Consider the following 18,331-nt stretch of genomic DNA (forward strand, 5'->3'; position numbering starts at 1 on the left):
AGGCCCGTCGCCGGTATGGGCTATTTATCCTGCTTATCCTGCGACCAGCTGGCGCTGCGTACATCCACCTTCACCGGCAGCAGACCGATACGGGTGAAGGTATCCGCCAGCGCCTGCTGCTCGTTATACACTTCAGGCGTCATGCGTTCAGCGCCGTAGGGCAGGCGGGCAAGGGCTTTCAGCCAGATAGCCTTGTCCAGCCCGGTTGAGGTTGACAGAATGCCGGCGGCATCCTCCTGGTGGGTGTTGGCCCAGTCGCTTAGCTGACTTAACTCATCCACCACCTGTTTTGCCGTCTCAGGGTGGTTTTCGGCAAATTTGCGGCTGGCGAGATAGAAGGTGTAGTGCGGCACCAGCCCTTCAGCGTTGCGGATCTGTCGCGCCCTGGCATTGGTTTCGACTTCGGCAAGGTACGGATCCCAGATAACCCACGCATCAATGGCCCCGCGCTGGAAGGCGGCGCGGGCATCGGCCGGAGGCAGGTAAACCGGAGTGATATCTTTATAGCTCAGTCCGGCTTTTTCCAGCGCGGCGACCAGCAGGTAGTTGACGTCAGAGCCTTTATTCAGCCCCACGCGCTTGCCTTTCAGGTCGGCCACGTTGTGAATCGTCGAGTTTTCCGGCACCACGATGGCTTCAGTTTTGGGGTTGGCCGGCGAGTGCGCGAGGTAGACCAGATCCGCCTGTGCCGCCTGGGCAAAGGCCGGCGGCGCATCGCCGGTGGCCGCCAGGTCAATACTGCCGACGTTCAGCCCTTCCAGCATCTGCGGGCCAGCGGGAAATTCAATCCAGCGCACGGCGATTCCCTGCTTTTTGAAGCTTTCATCAAGGGTGCCACGATATTTCAACAGGGCGAAGATATTGGCCTTCTGGTAGCCGATGTTGACGGTTTCCGGCGCTTTCGCCAGCGCGGAAGTGGATAAGCCAGCCAGCAGTAGCAGCGCGGCGCGGGATAATCTGTGCATGATTCGTTCTCCTTGAGCGGTTTTGCGTAAGGTAACAAATCGTCTTTATAACCAATAAATAACTAAATTATCATTTATATAACATAAATGAAGGGGGGCGGGAAGAGGAGAGCCCGGCATGCCGTAGCATACCGGGAGGGGGCGTTAATCGCAGGCGACGATTTTCATCGCCAGGCCACCGCGCGAAGTTTCGCGGTACTTGGCGTTCATATCTTTACCCGTTTCGTACATGGTTTCGATGACCTTATCGAGGCAGACGCGCGGTTCGCTGGTACGGCGCAGCGCCATTCGCGCGGCGTTGACCGCTTTGACGGCGGCGATGGCGTTACGTTCGATACAGGGAACCTGTACCTGGCCGGCAACCGGGTCGCAGGTCAGACCCAGGTTGTGTTCCATACCGATCTCCGCCGCGATGCACACCTGGCCGGGGCTGCCGCCCAGCAGTTCCGTCAGGCCGGCCGCTGCCATTGAGCAGGCTACGCCGACCTCGCCCTGGCAGCCGACTTCGGCGCCGGAAATCGAGGCGTTCATCTTATACAGCGAGCCGATAGCGCTGGTGACCAGCAGGTAACGCGCCAGCGAATTGGCATTCACCTTGCGGATAAACTTGTCGTAATAGGCCAGCACCGCCGGCACGATGCCGCAGGCGCCGTTGGTGGGCGCGGTCACTACGCGTCCACCGGCGGCATTCTCTTCATTGACCGCCAGCGCAAACATGTTGATCCAGTCAACCACCGCCATCGGGTCGCTGTTGGTATTGTCCTGGCTGACCAGCATCCGGCGCAGGGCGGCGGCGCGACGCGGTACCCGCATCTTGCCTGGCAGTACGCCTTCGGTGGTGATCCCACGCTCAATACCGCTGCTCATCACTTCCCAGACGGCGGCGAAGTGCTGTTCCAGCTGCTCTTTGCTGTGCAATGCCAGTTCGTTTTGCATCATCAGACCAGAAAGCGAGAGCCCGCTTTCGCGGCAGTGTCTTTGCAGGTCGGCCGCATTTTTGTACGGGTAAGGCACCACGGGCGGCGCTTCATTGCTCTGGCCGAAATGTTGTTCATCGACAATAAACCCACCGCCGATGGAGTAGTAAGTCTGGCTGTAGAGAACCTTGTCGCCGCCCAGGGCGGTAATGCGCATGCCGTTCTCATGCAGCGACAGGTTATCAGCATGGAAATTCATGCACTGGTCAACCGGGAATTCAACTTCCTGCTGACCGTTTGCCAGCATCAGGCGGCCGTGGGTGTTGACGTCCTGAATAAATGCCGGAATGGCGTCGATATCAACGCTGTCAGGCAGGTTGCCCGCCAGGCCCATAATAATCGCGATGTCGGTATGGTGGCCTTTACCGGTGAGGGAAAGGGAGCCGTAAACGTCGACAACGACTTTGGTGACGTCGGCAAGCAGCCCGCGGGCGATAAGATCGTCCGTGAATTGCTTGCCCGCTTTCATGGGGCCAACGGTATGGGAGCTGGAAGGGCCAATGCCGATTTTAAAAATATCGAATACGCTGATCATGTTGCATCCAGTACTGTCGGGGAGCGCGCCGCCTGCTGGCGGCGCGGGGGAGAGATTAGCTGAACAGAGAGTAGAAAATCGCGGAGATAGCAATCAGGCCCATGAGCACCACGAAGACGTTGCTGATGTGGCCGCTGTATTTGCGCATGGCCGGGACTTTCTGAATGGCATACATCGGCATCAGGAACAGAATCATTGCGATAATCGGGCCGCCGAGGGTTTCGATCATCCCGAGGATGCTTGGGTTCAGCGTCGCCACAATCCAGGTGGTCACCAGCATGAACAGCGCCGTGATTTTGTTCAGTTTATTGATTTCGATGGATTTGCCTTTACCGCGCAGGGATTTAATCACCATGCCGTTAAAGCCTTCACGGGCGCCAAGGTAGTGGCCGAGGAAGGATTTAGTGATGGCGATCATCGCGATGATCGGCGCCATCCAGGCAATGACCGGTGCGTTAAAGTGGTTCGCCAGGTAAGACAGAATCGAGATGTTTTGCGCTTTTGCCTCCGCCAGATCGGCCGGGGACAGGCTCAGTACGCAGCTGAAGACGAAGAACATCACGGTCAGTACCATCATGATATGCGCGCGAGCCAGGATGCTGGAGCACTTCTTCTCTGCGTCCTGACCGTACTCTTCACGCTTCGCCACGGCGAAGGAAGAGATGATCGGCGAGTGGTTAAAGGAGAAGACCATCACCGGAATCGCCAGCCAGAGAGTCATCCACAGACCATTGCCGCTAAAGGTGCTGCTGTTCAGGGAGAGGGTTTCCAGCGCCGCGCCGTTCCACTGAGGAATCAGGTACAGCGCGAGGATCATCAGCGCGACAACGAACGGGAACACCAGAATACTCATCGCTTTCACAATCATCTGTTCGCCGAAACGCACGATGGTCATCATGCCCACAATCAGAATCAGCGACAGGATCGCACGCGGCGGTGCGGTCATCTGCAGCTGGTGGGTCATAAAGCTCTCGACGGTATTGGTAATCGCCACGCTATACACCAGCAGAATCGGGTAGATGGCGAAGAAGTAGAGCAGAGTAATCAGTTTGCCTGCGCCGATACCGAAGTGCTCTTCCACCACTTCCGTGATGTTTTCCCCCGGATTCTTACCGGAAAGGACAAAACGGGTCATTCCGCGGTGGGCGAAAAAGGTCATCGGGAAGGCAAGAATTGCCATGATGATCAGGGGGATCATGCCGCCGACACCGGCATTAATCGGCAGGAACAACACGCCCGCGCCGATTGCCGTACCGTACAGCCCCAGCATCCACATGGTATCTGTTTTGCGCCATCCGCTACGGGTTTCGCCCGATACGATAGTGCTGGTTTGAGTGGTTTCCATCTGTATCTCCTGGATGAAGCGACCAAATATAATGATTAAAATCAATTAAGTGATATGAAATGCGTTTGATTACGGTTTTTTAATGATTTTCTCCGTAACAAGTGGGGCGGAAAGATACATTTATCTGCTAAATGCATCAGTGATCGCGATCCCAATTGCAATAATCCACTTTCTGGGTGGGTATTTTTAGTTCAACAGTCTGTATCTGGTGATCAGCCAGGTATTTGTGGCGCGAAGGCTACCATTTACAGGATATGAGATAAAAGGAGGGAGGCTTAATAACGATGTTTTTACTGTAAAAATGAGATACTGACGATGTTTTTGCGCTTAAACACCTTTTTGTTAGTGATATTTATTGCTGGTCATGGAAACGCAAACGATTGGCTTTGTAAAAATGTTACAAAGCATTCTTAAAATAAATGGATCAATGGGAGCCTGGGTCGGGGAAGTTCAAGAGGCTAAAGGGAGTTTAAGATGGCAAGAAAAGGAGAAAGCGGATTACGCCAGCGCGTGCCGTAATCCGCAATGACGGGTTAACCCGCTATCAGGAACCGATTTCGTAGCAAGGGATATAAGCGGTGCCGCCCGGCAGCTTCATACGGTGCTGGGCGACGAAGCCTTGCAGCAGGTCGTCCATCCGACGCATCATCTCCGGATCGCCGTGCAGCTTGTAAGGGCCGAATTTTTCAATCGCCTGGATACCCACCTCTTTGACGTTACCGGCCACGATGCCGGAGAACGCGCGTCGCAGGTCAGCTGCCAGCAACTCGACCGGCTGATCGGGATAAAGCTTGAGGTTGGCCATGTTTTCGTGCGTCGGATCGAAGGGCATTTGCAGATCCGGGGCGATACGAATCGACCAGTTAAAGCTGTAGGCATCGTCGGTTTCCCGGCGGCTCTCTTTCACCAGCGGCATCGCTTTCTTCATCTGGCGCGCCACTTCGCTGGCGTCGTCGATGATAATGCGATAGTGGCGACGCGCCGATTCGCCCAGCGTATGGACGATGAACTCATCCAGCACGCGGAAATAGTCGGCGCTCTCTTTCGGACCGGTGAGGATCAGCGGCAGGACCTGCGATGTGTTGGCCGGGTGCATTAGAATCCCCAGCAGATAAAGCAGCTCTTCCGCGGTACCGACGCCGCCAGGGAAGATAATAATGCCGTGGGCGATACGGACAAACGCCTCAAGACGTTTTTCGATATCCGGCATGATCAGCAGTTCGTTAACCAGCGGGTTAGGTGGCTCGGCGGCGATAATTGATGGCTCGGTCATGCCGATAAAGCGGCTGTCTTTGTAACGCTGCTGGGCGTGGCCGACCGCGGCGCCTTTCATCGGCGCTTCCATCGCGCCCGGACCGCAGCCGGTGCAGATATTCAGTTCGCGCAGACCCAACTGAGTCCCGACGCGACGGGCGTACAGATATTCGTTTTCGTTAATCGAGTGGCCGCCCCAGCAGACGATCATATTCGGCGCTTCGCCGACGTGCAGCGCACGGGCGTTACGCAGAATAGAGAACACCAGGTTGGTGATATGCACTGAACTTTCGAGGTCGAGATTCGGGAAACGCACGGTGTTGTGAATCTGCCCGTAAACGAACAGGATATCGCGCAGTACGGCAAACAGGTTGGCCTGCAGGGAGCGGATAATGCGCCCGTCAACGAAGGCCTCTTCCGGAGGATTAATCAGTTCCAGCTTCACGCCGCGTTCACGACGCAGCACGTTGATATCGAAGTTTTCAAAACGAGACAGCAGCTCCTTGCTGTTATCGGTCAGACTCCCCGAGTTGAGTACAGCAAGCGAGCAGTTACGAAAGAGTTGATAGAGATCACTGCTGGCGGTGCGTTTAAGCATATCCACTTCCAGCTGTGACAGCATATCCATTGAACCAAGCGGGCTAACGTGTGTAATCAAGTGAACTCCTTACAGGACGATTATCGTCTTCCTGTGATTACAATAGCCTTGCTGATGGCGTTTTCACAACCTTGCGCGCGGGTTAACGCACGCAAATTGTGAAAATGTTTATTATTGCCGCGCGAGGCGACCGGTGGCCGGAACAAAATCGGTGTTACTGCGCCACGGGTTGATGTCCAGGCCGCCGCGTCGCGTGTAGCGCGCATAAACGGAAAGGGTTTCCGGCTGGCAGAAACGCTGAATATCGTTGAAGATGCGCTCTACGCACTGCTCGTGGAATTCGTTGTGGTGACGGAACGACACCAGGTAGCGCAGCAGCTTTTCGCGATCGATTCTGGAACCGCGGTACTGAATTTGCACCGAACCCCAGTCCGGCTGATGGGTAATCAGGCAGTTGGACTTCAGCAGATGGCTGACCAGCGTCTCTTCGACGACTTTGCCGCTTGCGGCATCCTGCAGATAGTCGGCGCTGAACTGGTAGTTATCGATTTCAATATCCTGAAAGTCGATGCAGGTGCCGTGCAGATGTGCGACCGGCTGGCCTTCGAGTTCGTCGAGGCGATAGAGTGAAACCGTGACTTCCCCCTGCGCGCAGGCGCTGAGATCGCGCGTCAGCGTCGCCTGAACCTCCTGCCAGCTGGCAAAACGGGTCTGGTTAAAGCTGTTGAGGTAGAGCTTAAAGCTCTTCGACTCGACCAGGTTCACGGTGGTGTCATTGAGTTCAACATGGCCCACGGCGACCTGCGGCAGCCCTTTAGCGTTGAGCCAGGAGAGTTCGTACAGCGTCCAGATATCGCCACCGTGAAAAGGCAGATTGTCCGCGTGCAGGCCCAGCGGATCGCGGTTCAGACTGCGCGGTACGCCCTGTAGCAGCGAGGCATCGTAAGTATCGCGGTAATCGGTTGATTTACCGAGCGTCAGGCCAGCGAGCGCCTGATGATTATCGTAAGAATACATGTTTCACCATAGTAAAGCGGGTACACTATACGCCAAGTGTATCCTGTCTGACGTGAAGAGAGAAACCGGTGGACTATCAAACCGCAGAAGCGCTGCAAGCCTTCACCCAACGTTATTGCGCCGCCTGGCAGCAGCAGCGCGCCAGCCTGCCGCGTAGCGAAGAGCTTTATGGCGTACCGTCACCCTGCATCAGCGCGACGAACGACGACGCCGTTTTCTGGCAGCCGCAGCCTTTTACCGCAGAACAAAATATCAGCGCGGTTGAACGGGCACTGGATATTGTGATACAACAGCCGATTCACAGTTATTATACCACTCAGTTCGCTGGCGATATGGCCGCGCGCTTTGCCGGTGAGACGATGCTGCTGCTGCAAACCTGGAGTCCGGATGACTTCCGGCGCGTGCAGGAGAATTTAATCGGCCATCTGGTGGTGCAAAAACGGCTGAAGCTGTCGCCAACGCTGTTTATCGCCACGCTCGAGAGCGAACTGGAGGTCATTTCGGTGTGCAATCTGAGCGGCGAAGTGCTTAAAGAGACGCTCGGCACGCGTAAACGCACCACTCTTTCGCCTTCCCTGGCAAGCTTCCTTGAGCAGCTTGAGCCGGTGCTGTAATCCATTTTTCCCCACCCGTTTGTGAGAGATCTCTTACAAGACCTGTAAGAGATCGTCATCATTTAAGCCAATTTTCCGAAACTTTATTTCTTTTAAATCAATACAATTCAGTGAGTTATTCTTCCTTTTGCCTGTTCAGCCAGGGATTAACCTTAAGAGATTCTCTTAAGAAGGCTTGTAAGACGAAGCGGAATCAGGGATCCTATGTGTGTCGACAGGAAGTCGCGAAATGAAGTGAACATCAGGATGATGACTCTTCATGCAGGACCCGCCGGGAAGGCGTTGCAAGGACAGGCTTCAGGATGAAGCGCAGGATAACGCAGGAACGCGTAAAGGACACCTCCAGGATGGAGAATGTGAGCCGCTCATGATGAACGGTGGATCAGGAAGATCGGGACAGACTTAAGGATAAGTGATTTCACATCGGGGTGGTGTGGGAGCAGGATGCACAGGTTTACGGATGAACATGGTCAGGAGACCTCAGGAAAAGTTTTCATGGACGAGCAGGGAGCACCAATGTAGCTGGATTGCTGCAAAACGAACCGGGAGCACTGTTTATACAGTGCTCCCTTTTTTATGCCTGTTTTTTATCGCAGCGCCTTTGGCCGGGGGCATTTGAGCGAAGGCCGCATCGCCTGGGACAGCTTCAGGCCAGACCGGGCAACGAGTCTGGCGCCTGGCGCATGACCGCGCGCGTTGTCATGCGCCAGGCGCCATGATTTTGAGTAGTTTTCGCCGCTGTATTTGCTATCCTGCGTCCGGTTTACAACTCATCGAGGTTTCCCATGACTCTTCACCTTAGCGTGCGCGAGCGTTTGCACGCCCTTGAAGCGCTGCTGCGCGAAACGGACCACTGGCAAGAAAATGCGCCGGAAAGCGGTGCTTTTGCCAGCCAACAGCCTTTCTGTATGGACACGCTTGAACCGCTGGAGTGGCTGCAGTGGGTCCTGATCCCTCGTATGCACCATTTACTCGATAGCGAACAGCCATTGCCGCAGGATTTCGCCGTTGCGCCCTACTATGAGATGGCTCTCGATGCCGCGCATCCGCTGCGCGAGCGGGTACTGGCGGAGCTGCTGCTGCTGGATACGTTATTTGCCGGTGATGACGCCTGATGCTGGAGATTATCTATCAGGATGAGTGGCTGGTGGCGGTGAACAAACCCTCCGGCTGGCTGGTTCATCGCAGCTGGCTGGACCGCGATGAAAAAGTGGTGGTGATGCAAACCGTGCGCGACCAGATTGGTCAGCATGTGTTTACCGCCCATCGCCTTGACCGCCCGACGTCGGGTGTCCTGCTGATGGGGCTGTCGAGCGAAGCGGGAAGGCGCCTGTCTCAACAGTTTGAGCAGCATCAGATACAAAAGCGCTACCACGCGGTGGTGCGCGGCTGGCTGACCGACGAAGCGGTGCTCGATTACCCGCTGGTGGAAGAGCTGGATAAAATCGCCGATAAATTTGCCCGCGACGATAAAGAACCCCAGCCGGCGGTTACGCGCTATCGTGGAATGGCGACCGTCGAAATGCCGGTGGCCACCGGACGTTATCCGACGACGCGCTACAGCCTGGTTGAGCTGGAGCCTGAAACCGGGCGTAAACACCAGCTGCGCCGCCATCTTTCCCATTTACGTCACCCGATTATCGGCGACAGTAAACACGGCGATCTCCGGCAAAACCGCAGCGCCGCAGAGCATTTTTCCGTTGACCGCTTGATGCTTCACGCCAGCCAGCTATCGTTAACGCATCCCTTTACCGGCGAGCCGTTGACGATCCGTGCGGGCCTTGACGAGGTCTGGATGCGGGCGCTGTCGCAGTTTGGCTGGCGCGGCCTTCTGCCGCTAAATGAAAGGGTTGAGTTTGCTGACGACAGCGGTCAGGATGAAGAAATTGAGGTCAATTCAGGGAGATAATCATGGCAGATATCGGTATTTTTGTAGGCACGATGTATGGAAACGCGCTGCTGGTGGCCGAAGAGGCTGAAGCCATTCTGAGCGGTCTCGGGCATAAAGCGAAGGTGTTTGAAGACCCGGAGGTTCAGGACTGGGAGCCGTACAGCGGCAAATATGTGCTGGTCGTCACCTCCACCACCGGTCAGGGCGATCTGCCGGACAGCATCGTCCCGCTGTATGAAGGGATGAAAGACATGTACCAGCCGCACCTGCGCTACGGGATTATCGCGCTTGGCGATAGCACCTACGCTAACTTTTGCGGCGGCGGTAAGACCTTCGATGCATTGCTGCAGGAGCAGGGGGCCAGGCGTATCGGCGACATGCTGATGATCGATGCCAGCGAAGACCCTGAACCCGAGAGCGTGTCTAACCCATGGGTTGAACAGTGGGCGAGTCTGCTCGAATAAGCCAATCCATCAACGGATAAAAGTTGCGCCCTCTCCCTACATAGAGGGCGTCACTTCCTGATGCCAGTGCCAGATAAACGGTCGATGAAATGTTAACCCTTTTACCGGTCCCGGACATCGGGCATTTGCACGACAAGCGGTTCACGCGGACGATTTATTCCGGGAGTTTCCACCGGGTCAAGTGAGGCATTTCACACTCCTGCCGTTTGTCTCGCCGTTTCCGCTGTTCCTCGCCTCCGCTTTTCATTTCCGTGAACTACCCCCCATCCAGTCAGGCATAAGCCATAAATCTATTGCTAAATCTCCGCTAAAGCTGTGTGTATGCACGGTGAGCCGCTCAGGCCCTCTTTTTATACTTTCCCTGCCAGTTAAAAAAGCAGCGCGCCAGATAAAACGAAAACAATGAAAAACTCAAACACGTCATTCTGACTACCCTACAGGTTGTGCCATTCAGAATGAACGTAGCTAACGGCTATGATTCAGGAGTGCAACAATGAGTACATTAAGTCAGGCGGCTAGCGGTGCAGAAAAACGCACCAATGCCCGCTACTGGATAGTGGTGATGCTGTTTATCGTCACCTCTTTCAACTACGGCGACCGCGCAACGCTGTCGATAGCCGGTTCGGAAATGGCCAAAGATATTGGCCTGGACGCGGTGGGCATGGGCTATGTTTTTTCCGCGTTCTCATGGGCCTACGTTATCGGTCAGATCCCCGGCGGATGGTTGCTGGACCGCTTTGGTTCAAAACGGGTCTATTTTTGGTCTATCTTCATCTGGTCGATGTTTACCCTGTTACAGGGCTTCGTCGATATCTTTAGCGGCTTCGGTATTATTATCGCGCTGTTTACCCTGCGATTTCTGGTCGGGCTGGCGGAAGCCCCCTCGTTCCCCGGCAACAGTCGAATCGTCGCGGCCTGGTTCCCGGCGCAGGAAAGGGGAACCGCGGTGGCGATATTCAACTCCGCGCAATACTTTGCCACCGTTATCTTCGCGCCGATCATGGGCTGGTTAACCCATGAAGTGGGCTGGTCGCACGTCTTCTTCTTTATGGGAGGGCTGGGGATTGTCATCAGTTTGGTATGGCTTAAAGTCATCCATGAACCGAATCAGCACCCCGGCGTAAACAAAAAAGAGCTGGAGTACATTGCTGAAGGCGGCGCGCTGATCAACATGGATCAGAAGAAAAATGTCCGCAAAGTCCCGCTTAGCGAAAAATGGGGGCAGATCAAACAGCTGATCGGCTCCCGGATGATGGTCGGGATCTATATCGGCCAGTACTGCATCAACGCCTTGACCTACTTCTTTATCACCTGGTTCCCGGTCTACCTGGTGCAGGCGCGTGGCATGTCGATTCTGAAAGCCGGTTTTGTCGCCTCGGTGCCGGCAATCTGCGGGTTTGCTGGCGGTGTGCTGGGCGGGATTATTTCCGACTGGTTAATGCGTCGCACCGGCTCGCTCAATATTGCCCGTAAAACCCCGATTGTCGCAGGCATGCTGATGTCGATGGCTATGGTGTTCTGTAACTACGTTAACGTGGAGTGGATGATTATCGGCTTCATGGCGCTGGCCTTCTTCGGCAAAGGGATTGGCGCCCTCGGCTGGGCGGTGATGGCCGATACGGCGCCGAAAGAGATCAGCGGTTTGTCGGGCGGATTATTCAATATGTTCGGCAATATCTCCGGCATCGTGACGCCGATTGCGATTGGTTACATCGTCGGAACGACGGGCTCATTCAACGGCGCGCTGATTTACGTCGGGGTGCATGCGCTGGTGGCGGTACTGAGCTATCTGGTGCTGGTGGGCGATATCAAACGCATTGAACTTAAACCGGTCACGGAGCGCTAATCATGAATACTCAATCCAGTCCGACAATCACCGATATGAAAGTCATTCCGGTGGCTGGCCACGACAGCATGCTGTTGAACATCGGCGGGGCGCATAGCGCCTGGTTTACCCGCAATATCGTGGTACTGACCGATAACGCGGGGAATACCGGCATCGGCGAGGCGCCCGGCGGCGAAGTGATTTATCAGACGCTGGTGGACGCTATTCCGCTGGTACTGGGAAAAGAGGTCGCCCGCCTGAATAACGTGGTTCAGCAGGTTCATAAAGGCAACCAGGCGGCGGATTTTGACACCTTCGGTAAGGGGGCCTGGACCTTTGAACTGCGGGTTAATGCGGTCGCGGCGCTGGAGGCCGCGCTGCTGGATCTGCTGGGCAAAGCGCTGAATGTCCCGGTTTGTGAACTGCTGGGACCGGGTAAACAGCGTGATGCGGTCACCGTGCTGGGCTATATCTTCTATATCGGCGATCGAAACAAAACGGACCTTCCTTATCTGCAGAGTACCCCAGGAGCTCATGAGTGGTACCGCCTGCGCCATCAGGAGGCGCTGACCAGCGCTGCGATAGTGCGCCTTGCCGAGGCTGCGCAAGATCGCTACGGCTTTAAAGATTTCAAACTGAAGGGCGGTGTTTTACCCGGTGAGCAGGAAATTGAAAGCGCGCGTGCGCTGAAACAACGCTTCCCGGATGCGCGGATTACGGTCGACCCGAACGGCGCCTGGCTGCTGGATGAGGCGATTGAACTGTGTAAGGGCCTGCAGGAGGTGTTGACCTATGCGGAAGATCCGTGCGGCGCCGAGCAGGGCTTCTCCGGGCGGGAGGTGATGGCGGAATTTCGTCGTGCCACCGGGCTACCGGTCGCCACCAATATGATTGCCACCAACTGGCGGGAAATGGGGCATGCGGTGATGCTCAACGCGGTAGACATTCCGTTAGCCGATCCGCACTTCTGGACGCTCTCCGGCGCGGTGCGAGTCGCCCAGCTGTGTGATGAATGGGGGCTGACATGGGGTTGCCACTCGAACAACCATTTTGACATTTCACTGGCGATGTTTACTCACGTGGGCGCCGCCGCGCCGGGCAACCCGACGGCAATCGATACTCACTGGATCTGGCAGGAAGGCGACTGCCGTCTGACCAAAAATCCGCTGCAGATTGAGCACGGCAAGATTGCCGTACCGGATGCGCCCGGCCTCGGTATCGAGCTGGACTGGACGCAGGTGCAAAAAGCCCATGAGACCTATAAGGCGCTGCCGGGAGGCGCGCGTAATGACGCGGCGCCGATGCAGTATCTGATCCCCGGCTGGAAATTTGACCGCAAGCGTCCCGTGTTTGGCCGCCGCGCGGTCGCCAATCAATAACAAAAGGATTTCATCATGACCACCCTGTTTTCTACCCCCGTCGTCACCGCGATGCAGGTTATTCCGGTTGCCGGCCACGACAGTATGCTGATGAATCTTAGCGGCGCGCATGCCCCGTACTTCACCCGCAATATTGTGATTATCAAAGATAACTCAGGCCATACCGGCGTAGGGGAAATCCCCGGCGGCGAGAAAATCCGCCAGACACTGGAAGAGGCCGCGGAGTGGGTCGTCGGGAAAGCGCTCGGCGAATATAAAAACGTCCTCGGGGCGGTACGCCGCCGCTTTGCCGACCGTGACGCCGGCGGGCGCGGTTTGCAAACTTTCGATCTGCGTACCACCATTCACGTTGTCACCGGGATTGAAGCCGCGCTGCTGGATCTGCTGGGACAGCATCTGGGCGTCAACGTCGCCTCTCTGCTCGGCGATGGCCAACAGCGTAGCGAAGTCGAAATGCTGGGCTACCTGTTCTTCGTCGGTAACCGTCATGCCACGCCGCTGGCCTATCAAAGTCAGGGCGATGAGAAGTGCGACTGGTACCGGCTTCGTCATGAAGAGGCCATGACGCCGGACGCCGTCGTGCGTCTGGCGGAGGCGGCCTACGAAAAATATGGCTTCAACGATTTCAAACTCAAAGGCGGCGTGCTGGCGGGCGAAGAAGAGGCGGAGTCGATTATGGCGCTGGCTAAACGTTTCCCGCAGGCGCGCGTGACGCTCGATCCGAACGGCGCCTGGCGCCTGGATGAAGCCATCAACATTGGCAAACAGCTGAAAGGGGTGCTGGCCTATGCGGAAGATCCCTGCGGCGCTGAACAGGGCTTCTCCGGTCGTGAAGTGATGGCGGAGTTCCGCCGCGCCACCGGCCTGCCGACGGCCACCAATATGATTGCCACCGACTGGCGTCAGATGGGGCATACTTTATCTTTGCAATCGGTGGACATTCCGCTGGCGGATCCGCACTTCTGGACCATGCAGGGATCGGTGCGCGTGGCGCAGATGTGCCATGAATTTGGTTTGACCTGGGGCTCGCATTCCAACAACCATTTCGATATCTCGCTGGCGATGTTCACCCACGTTGCGGCGGCGGCGCCAGGCAACATTACCGCTATCGATACCCATTGGATCTGGCAGGAAGGCAATCAGCGATTGACCCGACAACCTTTTGAGATCAAAGGTGGTATGGTGCAGGTGCCCGCCACGCCGGGCCTCGGCGTTGAGCTGGATATGGACCGCGTGATGCAGGCGAATGAGCTATATAAAAAGCACGGGCTGGGCGCGCGTGACGATGCGATGGCCATGCAGTACCTTATCCCGAACTGGACGTTTGATAACAAGCGTCCGTGTATGGTGCGCTAAGGAAAATCCGCTTCCTGCGGGAACCTGAGTGGTTTTGCTACCGGATGTTTGTGCATATTAAGGACAGCGTATGAAAATAGTGATTGCACCGGATTCATACAAGGAGAGCCTGAGTGCTCTGGATGTTGCAACGGCGATAGAAGCGGGGTTTCAGGAGATTTATCCTGATGCGGAGTATGTCAGGTTGCCTGTTGCCGATGGCGGAGAAGGGACCGTCGAAGCGATGGTTGCCGCCACTCAGGGGCGTCTGGTGCCGGTGACGGTGACCGGCCCGTTGAACAAACCGGTGCACGCTTTCTACGGCCTTTCCGGCGATGAGCGCTGTGCTTTTATTGAAATGGCGGCGGCCAGCGGACTGGAAAGCGTACCGCCGACGTGCCGTAACCCATTGGTAACGACCACCTGGGGAACCGGGGAACTGATTCGTCACGCGCTGGATGCCGGCGTCCAGCAGATTATTATTGGTATTGGCGGTAGCGCGACGAATGACGGCGGCGCCGGAATGGTGCAGGCGCTGGGTGGAAAGTTGCTGACGGCGGATAATCAGCAGATTGCCGTCGGCGGCGGCGCGCTGGAGCAACTGGCGCGCATTGATCTGAGCGAACTGGATAGCCGTCTCGCCGATTGCCGCATCGATGTGGCCTGCGATGTGACCAATCCGCTAACGGGGCCGGAAGGCGCTACTGCGGTATTTGGGCCGCAAAAAGGGGCGACGGCGGAGATGATAGTCCGTCTCGATCGCGCGCTGGCGCATTATGCGCGCATTATTCAACGTGATTTAGCTGTCGACGTGCTGCATCTTGAGGGCGGCGGCGCGGCAGGCGGCATGGGTGCCGCCCTGTATGCATTCTGTGGCGCGCGGCTGCGTCCGGGCATTGAGATTGTGACTGATGCGCTGCGCCTGGCGGAGCTGGTGGCGGACGCAGACCTGGTTATCACCGGCGAAGGGCGCATTGACAGCCAGACGATCCATGGCAAGGTGCCGGTGGGGGTGGCGAAGGTTGCGCAGCGCTATAACGTACCGGTTATTGCTATTGCCGGCAGCCTGACTGCGGATGTGGGGATTGTTCATCAGCACGGGCTGGATGCGGTATTCAGCGTGATTTATTCGGTCTGTACACTGGAGGAGGCGCTGGAGAACGCGGCCGATAACGTGCGCATGACGGCGAGAAACGTTGCCGCGGTGCTGAACATGGGACGCAAGCTGTAAGACGCTTCCCCGGTCACGCGCCGCCCGCCGGGGCGGCGTCGTTTGCGCCATAGCCCGCGCAAGCCGGGGAAGGCGATTTATATGCCCAGCATTTTGCACGCTTCCCGCGTGACATTATCCATTTCATCCAGCAGTTCCAGCAACTCCGGCTCCAGCTCTTCGGCGGTGGTACCGGCGCGCAGCTGGCTTTCGAGGGTCTGGCACAGCTTTTTCAGCCGCGGAACTCCGCTATAGCTGCAGCTTCCGTGAAGTTTATGAATCAAATCCAGCAGCCCCTCCGGCTCTTCGCCAACCAGCTGTTCTTCCACTTTATTACGCACCTCTGGCATAAAGGCGAGCAGCATTTGCAGCATCTCCCGCGCCAGATCCGGTTTCATGGCGGCCTGGCGTAGCGCCAGCTGCCAGTCGAGCGTCACGTTACAGTCGATGGGGGCTTCGACAGGCTCCACCGCCCGCCGCGGCACGGTATGCCTGCCCGGCTGATAGTGCAGTAGCAGGCTGTGCAGCTTATCCTCTTCGATGGGCTTCGCCAGGTAGTCGTTCATCCCGGCCTTCATCAGCTTCTCTTTTTGCCCGTCAAAGGCGTGGGCGGTGACGGCGATCACCGGCGTTTGCTGCTGATGGGGAAGGTGGCGAATCAGCTCGCAGGCGCGAATACCGTCCATATCCGGCATCTGAATATCCATCAGAACCAGATCCAGCTGCATCTCTCTGGCCTGCTCGACGGCGCGCTGACCGCTCTCACACAGCGTGACGTGCTGGACCAGATCTTCGAGCAGCACGCCGATAAGCTTCAGGTTCGCCGGATTATCGTCCACCGCCATCACCGTCATCGGCAGCTTGTGGCTGTCAGTATGGGGCGCGACTATCGGCGTTCGGCTGCGGCAGGAGGCGGTGAGCGCCGGGATTAACCGCGTGGCGGTCAGCGGCTTGAGCAGGCAGGCGGCGACGCCGTCTTGCTTCAGGGTTTCGCCATTGATATGCGCATGGCAGGGGAGCGCCAGCAGTAAGTTGTCGGCTATGGCGCAGGCTTTCGTCAGGTTATCCTTTTGCTGGCTCAGGTCGCGCATTGATACCGGAAGGCCGGCCAGCAGGATATCGTAGTGTGCTTCCGGCAGCGCGGAAAATGTCGGGCTGTACACCACCTCCAGCGGCAGGGTCGCCAGCAGCTCCATGGTGCACTGCGCCGCCGCCGCATTGGCCTCGACGTAGGCCAGCGTTTTGCCCGCCAGACCTTGGGTCGGCGGACTCTCCTGAACCGCGTTGGGATTGAGGTCGAGGTTGATATGGAACCAGAACGTGGAGCCGCGATTCGGCTGGCTGTGGAATGAGATATCGCCGCCCATCTCTCTGACCAGCCGCTGGGTAATCACCAGTCCGAGCCCGGTGCCGCCGTGACGACGGGAAATACTGGCATCGGCCTGACGGAACGCCTGGAACAGACGGGACTGATCGCGTTCCGGGATCCCAATCCCGGTATCGTGGATTTGAATTTCGATTTGTACGCTGGTGTTGCTCAGCGCGCGCTGTTCGACCAGAACATCAATATTGCCATGTTCGGTAAACTTGATGGCATTGCCCACCAGGTTGGTGATGATCTGCTGCAGGCGCAGAGGGTCGCCGATAATATTATCCGGAACATCATTTTTGATGTTCAGCGTCAGCTCCAGTCCCTTATCGTGCGCGGAGTGCGCCAGCAGCGTCACAACCTCATCCAGCGCATTACGCAGCAGGAACGGAATGCTCTCGAGAATCAGTTTACCCGCTTCCAGCTTCGAGAAGTCCAGCACGTCGTTAATGATAGCGAGCAGGTTGTTCGCCGAGCGCTCGATAGTGGTGAGGTGGTCGCGCTGAGTGGTATTTAAATCGGTCTTCAGGGTCAGGCGGGTAAAGCCAATAACGCCATTGAGCGGCGTTCGTAGCTCGTGAGACATATTGGCGAGGAATTCTGATTTGATGCGGGCCGCCTCCTGGGCGCGCTTCTTCGCCAGATCCAGCTCAACGTTCTGAATCTCCATCTGTTCGAGGGTTTCGCGCAGATCGGAGGTCGCCTGGTCAATATTGTGCTGCATCTCTTCGTGGTAGGCCGCCAGCGACATAGCCATGGAGTTGATGCCGTTTTTCAGCATATCCAGTTCGCCGAGCATAAACCCTTCGACGCGGCTGTCGAGCTGGCCGCGACGAATGCGGTCGACGGTATTCACCATATTGCGGATCGGCCCGGTGACATCGCGCATCAGGCGCCAGCCGAAAATCAGCGCAATGCCGATACAGAACAGCATCATGACGCTGGAGATGAAAATCTCTTTGTACTGCTGCAGCCGCACCGATTTGAGATCCAGTTCGAGGGCGACATAGCCCAGCATGTTGCCGGGCATTTTGGCATCGGACATCGGCGATTCATCGGGTGAATAGCTTTCCGAGACGATAGGCGTACGCAAAATCATGACGTCGCCCTTGCGCACCGCGCTTAGCTGGCGAGGAAATTTCGCCCCATTCTCCAGACGCAGCTCGCTGGGGTTGAGCTGAAAATTAGAGGTGACGAATAGCCGGTTTTGCGAATCATAAATCGAAATAGCGCGTACGATATCGGAATGGCGGCGATGCAGAACGCTAATCAGCTGGCCGATGGACTCGCGGTTTTGCAGATTCATACCGTATTCACTGGAGACCGCCAGCGGTTCAATAATACTGGCCCCGGCGTCTTCCAGCTGACGCTGCAGGTCGTGATAGCGATGCGCGACGAAGAAAATACTGAGCAACAAACCGATCAGTACGGTTGGCGCCAGAATAAGAATCATCATGCGGGCACGTAGGCTGTAGTTGGTCATGCGGTTCCATTATGGGAGAATATACCCTTCATCCATCAAGTGCTCTGCGTTGGCGGTTCCTGCGACGGGC

Annotated in this window: 14 protein-coding genes; 8 read left to right on the forward strand and 6 right to left on the reverse strand. The window is 56.7% G+C overall.

Annotated features, from left to right (window positions below):
* Positions 1-20: 20 nt before the first annotated feature.
* The 5 genes from CWM52_RS13070 to queF all read right to left on the reverse strand — a co-directional run bounded on the left by CWM52_RS13070 (position 21) and on the right by queF (position 6,691).
* Entirely contained in the window at positions 21-965 is a 945-nt protein-coding gene (locus CWM52_RS13070) for a sulfonate ABC transporter substrate-binding protein (RefSeq protein WP_100684504.1), read from the reverse strand.
* A gap of 144 nt (positions 966-1,109) precedes the next feature.
* A complete protein-coding gene (locus CWM52_RS13075; RefSeq protein WP_100684505.1) occupies positions 1,110-2,477 on the reverse strand; it encodes an L-serine ammonia-lyase in 1,368 nt (455 codons plus the stop codon).
* A 55-nt stretch (positions 2,478-2,532) separates the two neighbouring features.
* Positions 2,533-3,822 (reverse strand): HAAAP family serine/threonine permease, encoded by a 1,290-nt coding sequence (locus tag CWM52_RS13080; RefSeq protein ID WP_100684506.1) that lies wholly within the window; start codon positions 3,820-3,822, stop codon positions 2,533-2,535.
* Positions 3,823-4,366: 544 nt separating this feature from the next.
* A complete protein-coding gene (gene ppnN / locus CWM52_RS13085; protein WP_100684507.1) occupies positions 4,367-5,734 on the reverse strand; it encodes a nucleotide 5'-monophosphate nucleosidase PpnN in 1,368 nt (455 codons plus the stop codon).
* A 111-nt stretch (positions 5,735-5,845) separates the two neighbouring features.
* Positions 5,846-6,691: an NADPH-dependent 7-cyano-7-deazaguanine reductase QueF gene (queF, locus tag CWM52_RS13090; protein WP_100684508.1), complete on the reverse strand. Its 846-nt coding sequence runs from the start codon at positions 6,689-6,691 to the stop codon at positions 5,846-5,848.
* A 68-nt stretch (positions 6,692-6,759) separates the two neighbouring features.
* Between queF and syd the strand changes: the two genes are divergently transcribed.
* From syd to CWM52_RS13135, 8 genes are all read left to right on the forward strand, one after another.
* Positions 6,760-7,305 carry a SecY-interacting protein gene (syd, locus tag CWM52_RS13095; protein ID WP_100684509.1) on the forward strand — a complete coding sequence of 182 codons (546 nt, stop codon included), beginning with the start codon at positions 6,760-6,762 and terminating at the stop codon, positions 7,303-7,305.
* Between the two features lie 785 nt (positions 7,306-8,090).
* Positions 8,091-8,420, forward strand: coding sequence for a YqcC family protein (locus tag CWM52_RS13105; RefSeq protein WP_100684511.1), 330 nt, complete (start codon positions 8,091-8,093; stop codon positions 8,418-8,420).
* Positions 8,420-9,214, forward strand: a complete 795-nt coding sequence (truC, locus tag CWM52_RS13110) for a tRNA pseudouridine(65) synthase TruC (protein ID WP_100684512.1) — start codon at positions 8,420-8,422, stop codon at positions 9,212-9,214. Before CWM52_RS13105 ends, truC begins: the two co-directional genes overlap by 1 nt.
* Positions 9,215-9,216: 2 nt before the next feature.
* On the forward strand, positions 9,217-9,660 hold the full coding sequence (locus CWM52_RS13115; protein WP_100684513.1) for a flavodoxin: 444 nt from the start codon (positions 9,217-9,219) through the stop codon (positions 9,658-9,660).
* Between the two features lie 493 nt (positions 9,661-10,153).
* Entirely contained in the window at positions 10,154-11,506 is a 1,353-nt protein-coding gene (gene gudP / locus CWM52_RS13120) for a galactarate/glucarate/glycerate transporter GudP (RefSeq protein ID WP_100684514.1), read from the forward strand.
* A gap of 2 nt (positions 11,507-11,508) precedes the next feature.
* Positions 11,509-12,864, forward strand: coding sequence for an enolase C-terminal domain-like protein (locus CWM52_RS13125; RefSeq protein ID WP_100684515.1), 1,356 nt, complete (start codon positions 11,509-11,511; stop codon positions 12,862-12,864).
* Between the two features lie 15 nt (positions 12,865-12,879).
* Complete coding sequence (gene gudD, locus CWM52_RS13130; RefSeq protein WP_100684516.1) at positions 12,880-14,220, forward strand: glucarate dehydratase; 1,341 nt, start codon at positions 12,880-12,882, stop codon at positions 14,218-14,220.
* A gap of 70 nt (positions 14,221-14,290) precedes the next feature.
* Positions 14,291-15,430, forward strand: coding sequence for a glycerate kinase (locus tag CWM52_RS13135; protein WP_100684517.1), 1,140 nt, complete (start codon positions 14,291-14,293; stop codon positions 15,428-15,430).
* A gap of 77 nt (positions 15,431-15,507) precedes the next feature.
* Here the strand turns inward: CWM52_RS13135 and barA are convergent, their stop codons facing one another.
* Positions 15,508-18,261: a two-component sensor histidine kinase BarA gene (gene barA / locus CWM52_RS13140; protein WP_100684518.1), complete on the reverse strand. Its 2,754-nt coding sequence runs from the start codon at positions 18,259-18,261 to the stop codon at positions 15,508-15,510.
* Positions 18,262-18,331 lie beyond the last annotated feature (70 nt).

Origin of the sequence: Raoultella sp. T31, assembly GCF_002806725.1 — a bacterium.
Classification (GTDB): Bacteria; Pseudomonadota; Gammaproteobacteria; order Enterobacterales; family Enterobacteriaceae; genus Klebsiella; species Klebsiella electrica.

Bases quoted from the DNA above. Each gene is read 5' to 3' on its own strand.
- CWM52_RS13070 (WP_100684504.1), bottom strand. From the start codon at position 965: ATGCACAGATTATCCCGCGCCGCGCTGCTACTGCTGGCTGGCTTATCC.
- CWM52_RS13075 (WP_100684505.1), bottom strand. From the start codon at position 2,477: ATGATCAGCGTATTCGATATTTTTAAAATCGGCATTGGCCCTTCCAGC.
- CWM52_RS13080 (WP_100684506.1), bottom strand. From the start codon at position 3,822: ATGGAAACCACTCAAACCAGCACTATCGTATCGGGCGAAACCCGTAGC.
- queF (WP_100684508.1), bottom strand. From the start codon at position 6,691: ATGTATTCTTACGATAATCATCAGGCGCTCGCTGGCCTGACGCTCGGT.
- CWM52_RS13105 (WP_100684511.1), top strand. From the start codon at position 8,091: ATGACTCTTCACCTTAGCGTGCGCGAGCGTTTGCACGCCCTTGAAGCG.
- truC (WP_100684512.1), top strand. From the start codon at position 8,420: ATGCTGGAGATTATCTATCAGGATGAGTGGCTGGTGGCGGTGAACAAA.
- CWM52_RS13115 (WP_100684513.1), top strand. From the start codon at position 9,217: ATGGCAGATATCGGTATTTTTGTAGGCACGATGTATGGAAACGCGCTG.
- gudP (WP_100684514.1), top strand. From the start codon at position 10,154: ATGAGTACATTAAGTCAGGCGGCTAGCGGTGCAGAAAAACGCACCAAT.
- CWM52_RS13125 (WP_100684515.1), top strand. From the start codon at position 11,509: ATGAATACTCAATCCAGTCCGACAATCACCGATATGAAAGTCATTCCG.
- gudD (WP_100684516.1), top strand. From the start codon at position 12,880: ATGACCACCCTGTTTTCTACCCCCGTCGTCACCGCGATGCAGGTTATT.
- CWM52_RS13135 (WP_100684517.1), top strand. From the start codon at position 14,291: ATGAAAATAGTGATTGCACCGGATTCATACAAGGAGAGCCTGAGTGCT.
- barA (WP_100684518.1), bottom strand. From the start codon at position 18,261: ATGACCAACTACAGCCTACGTGCCCGCATGATGATTCTTATTCTGGCG.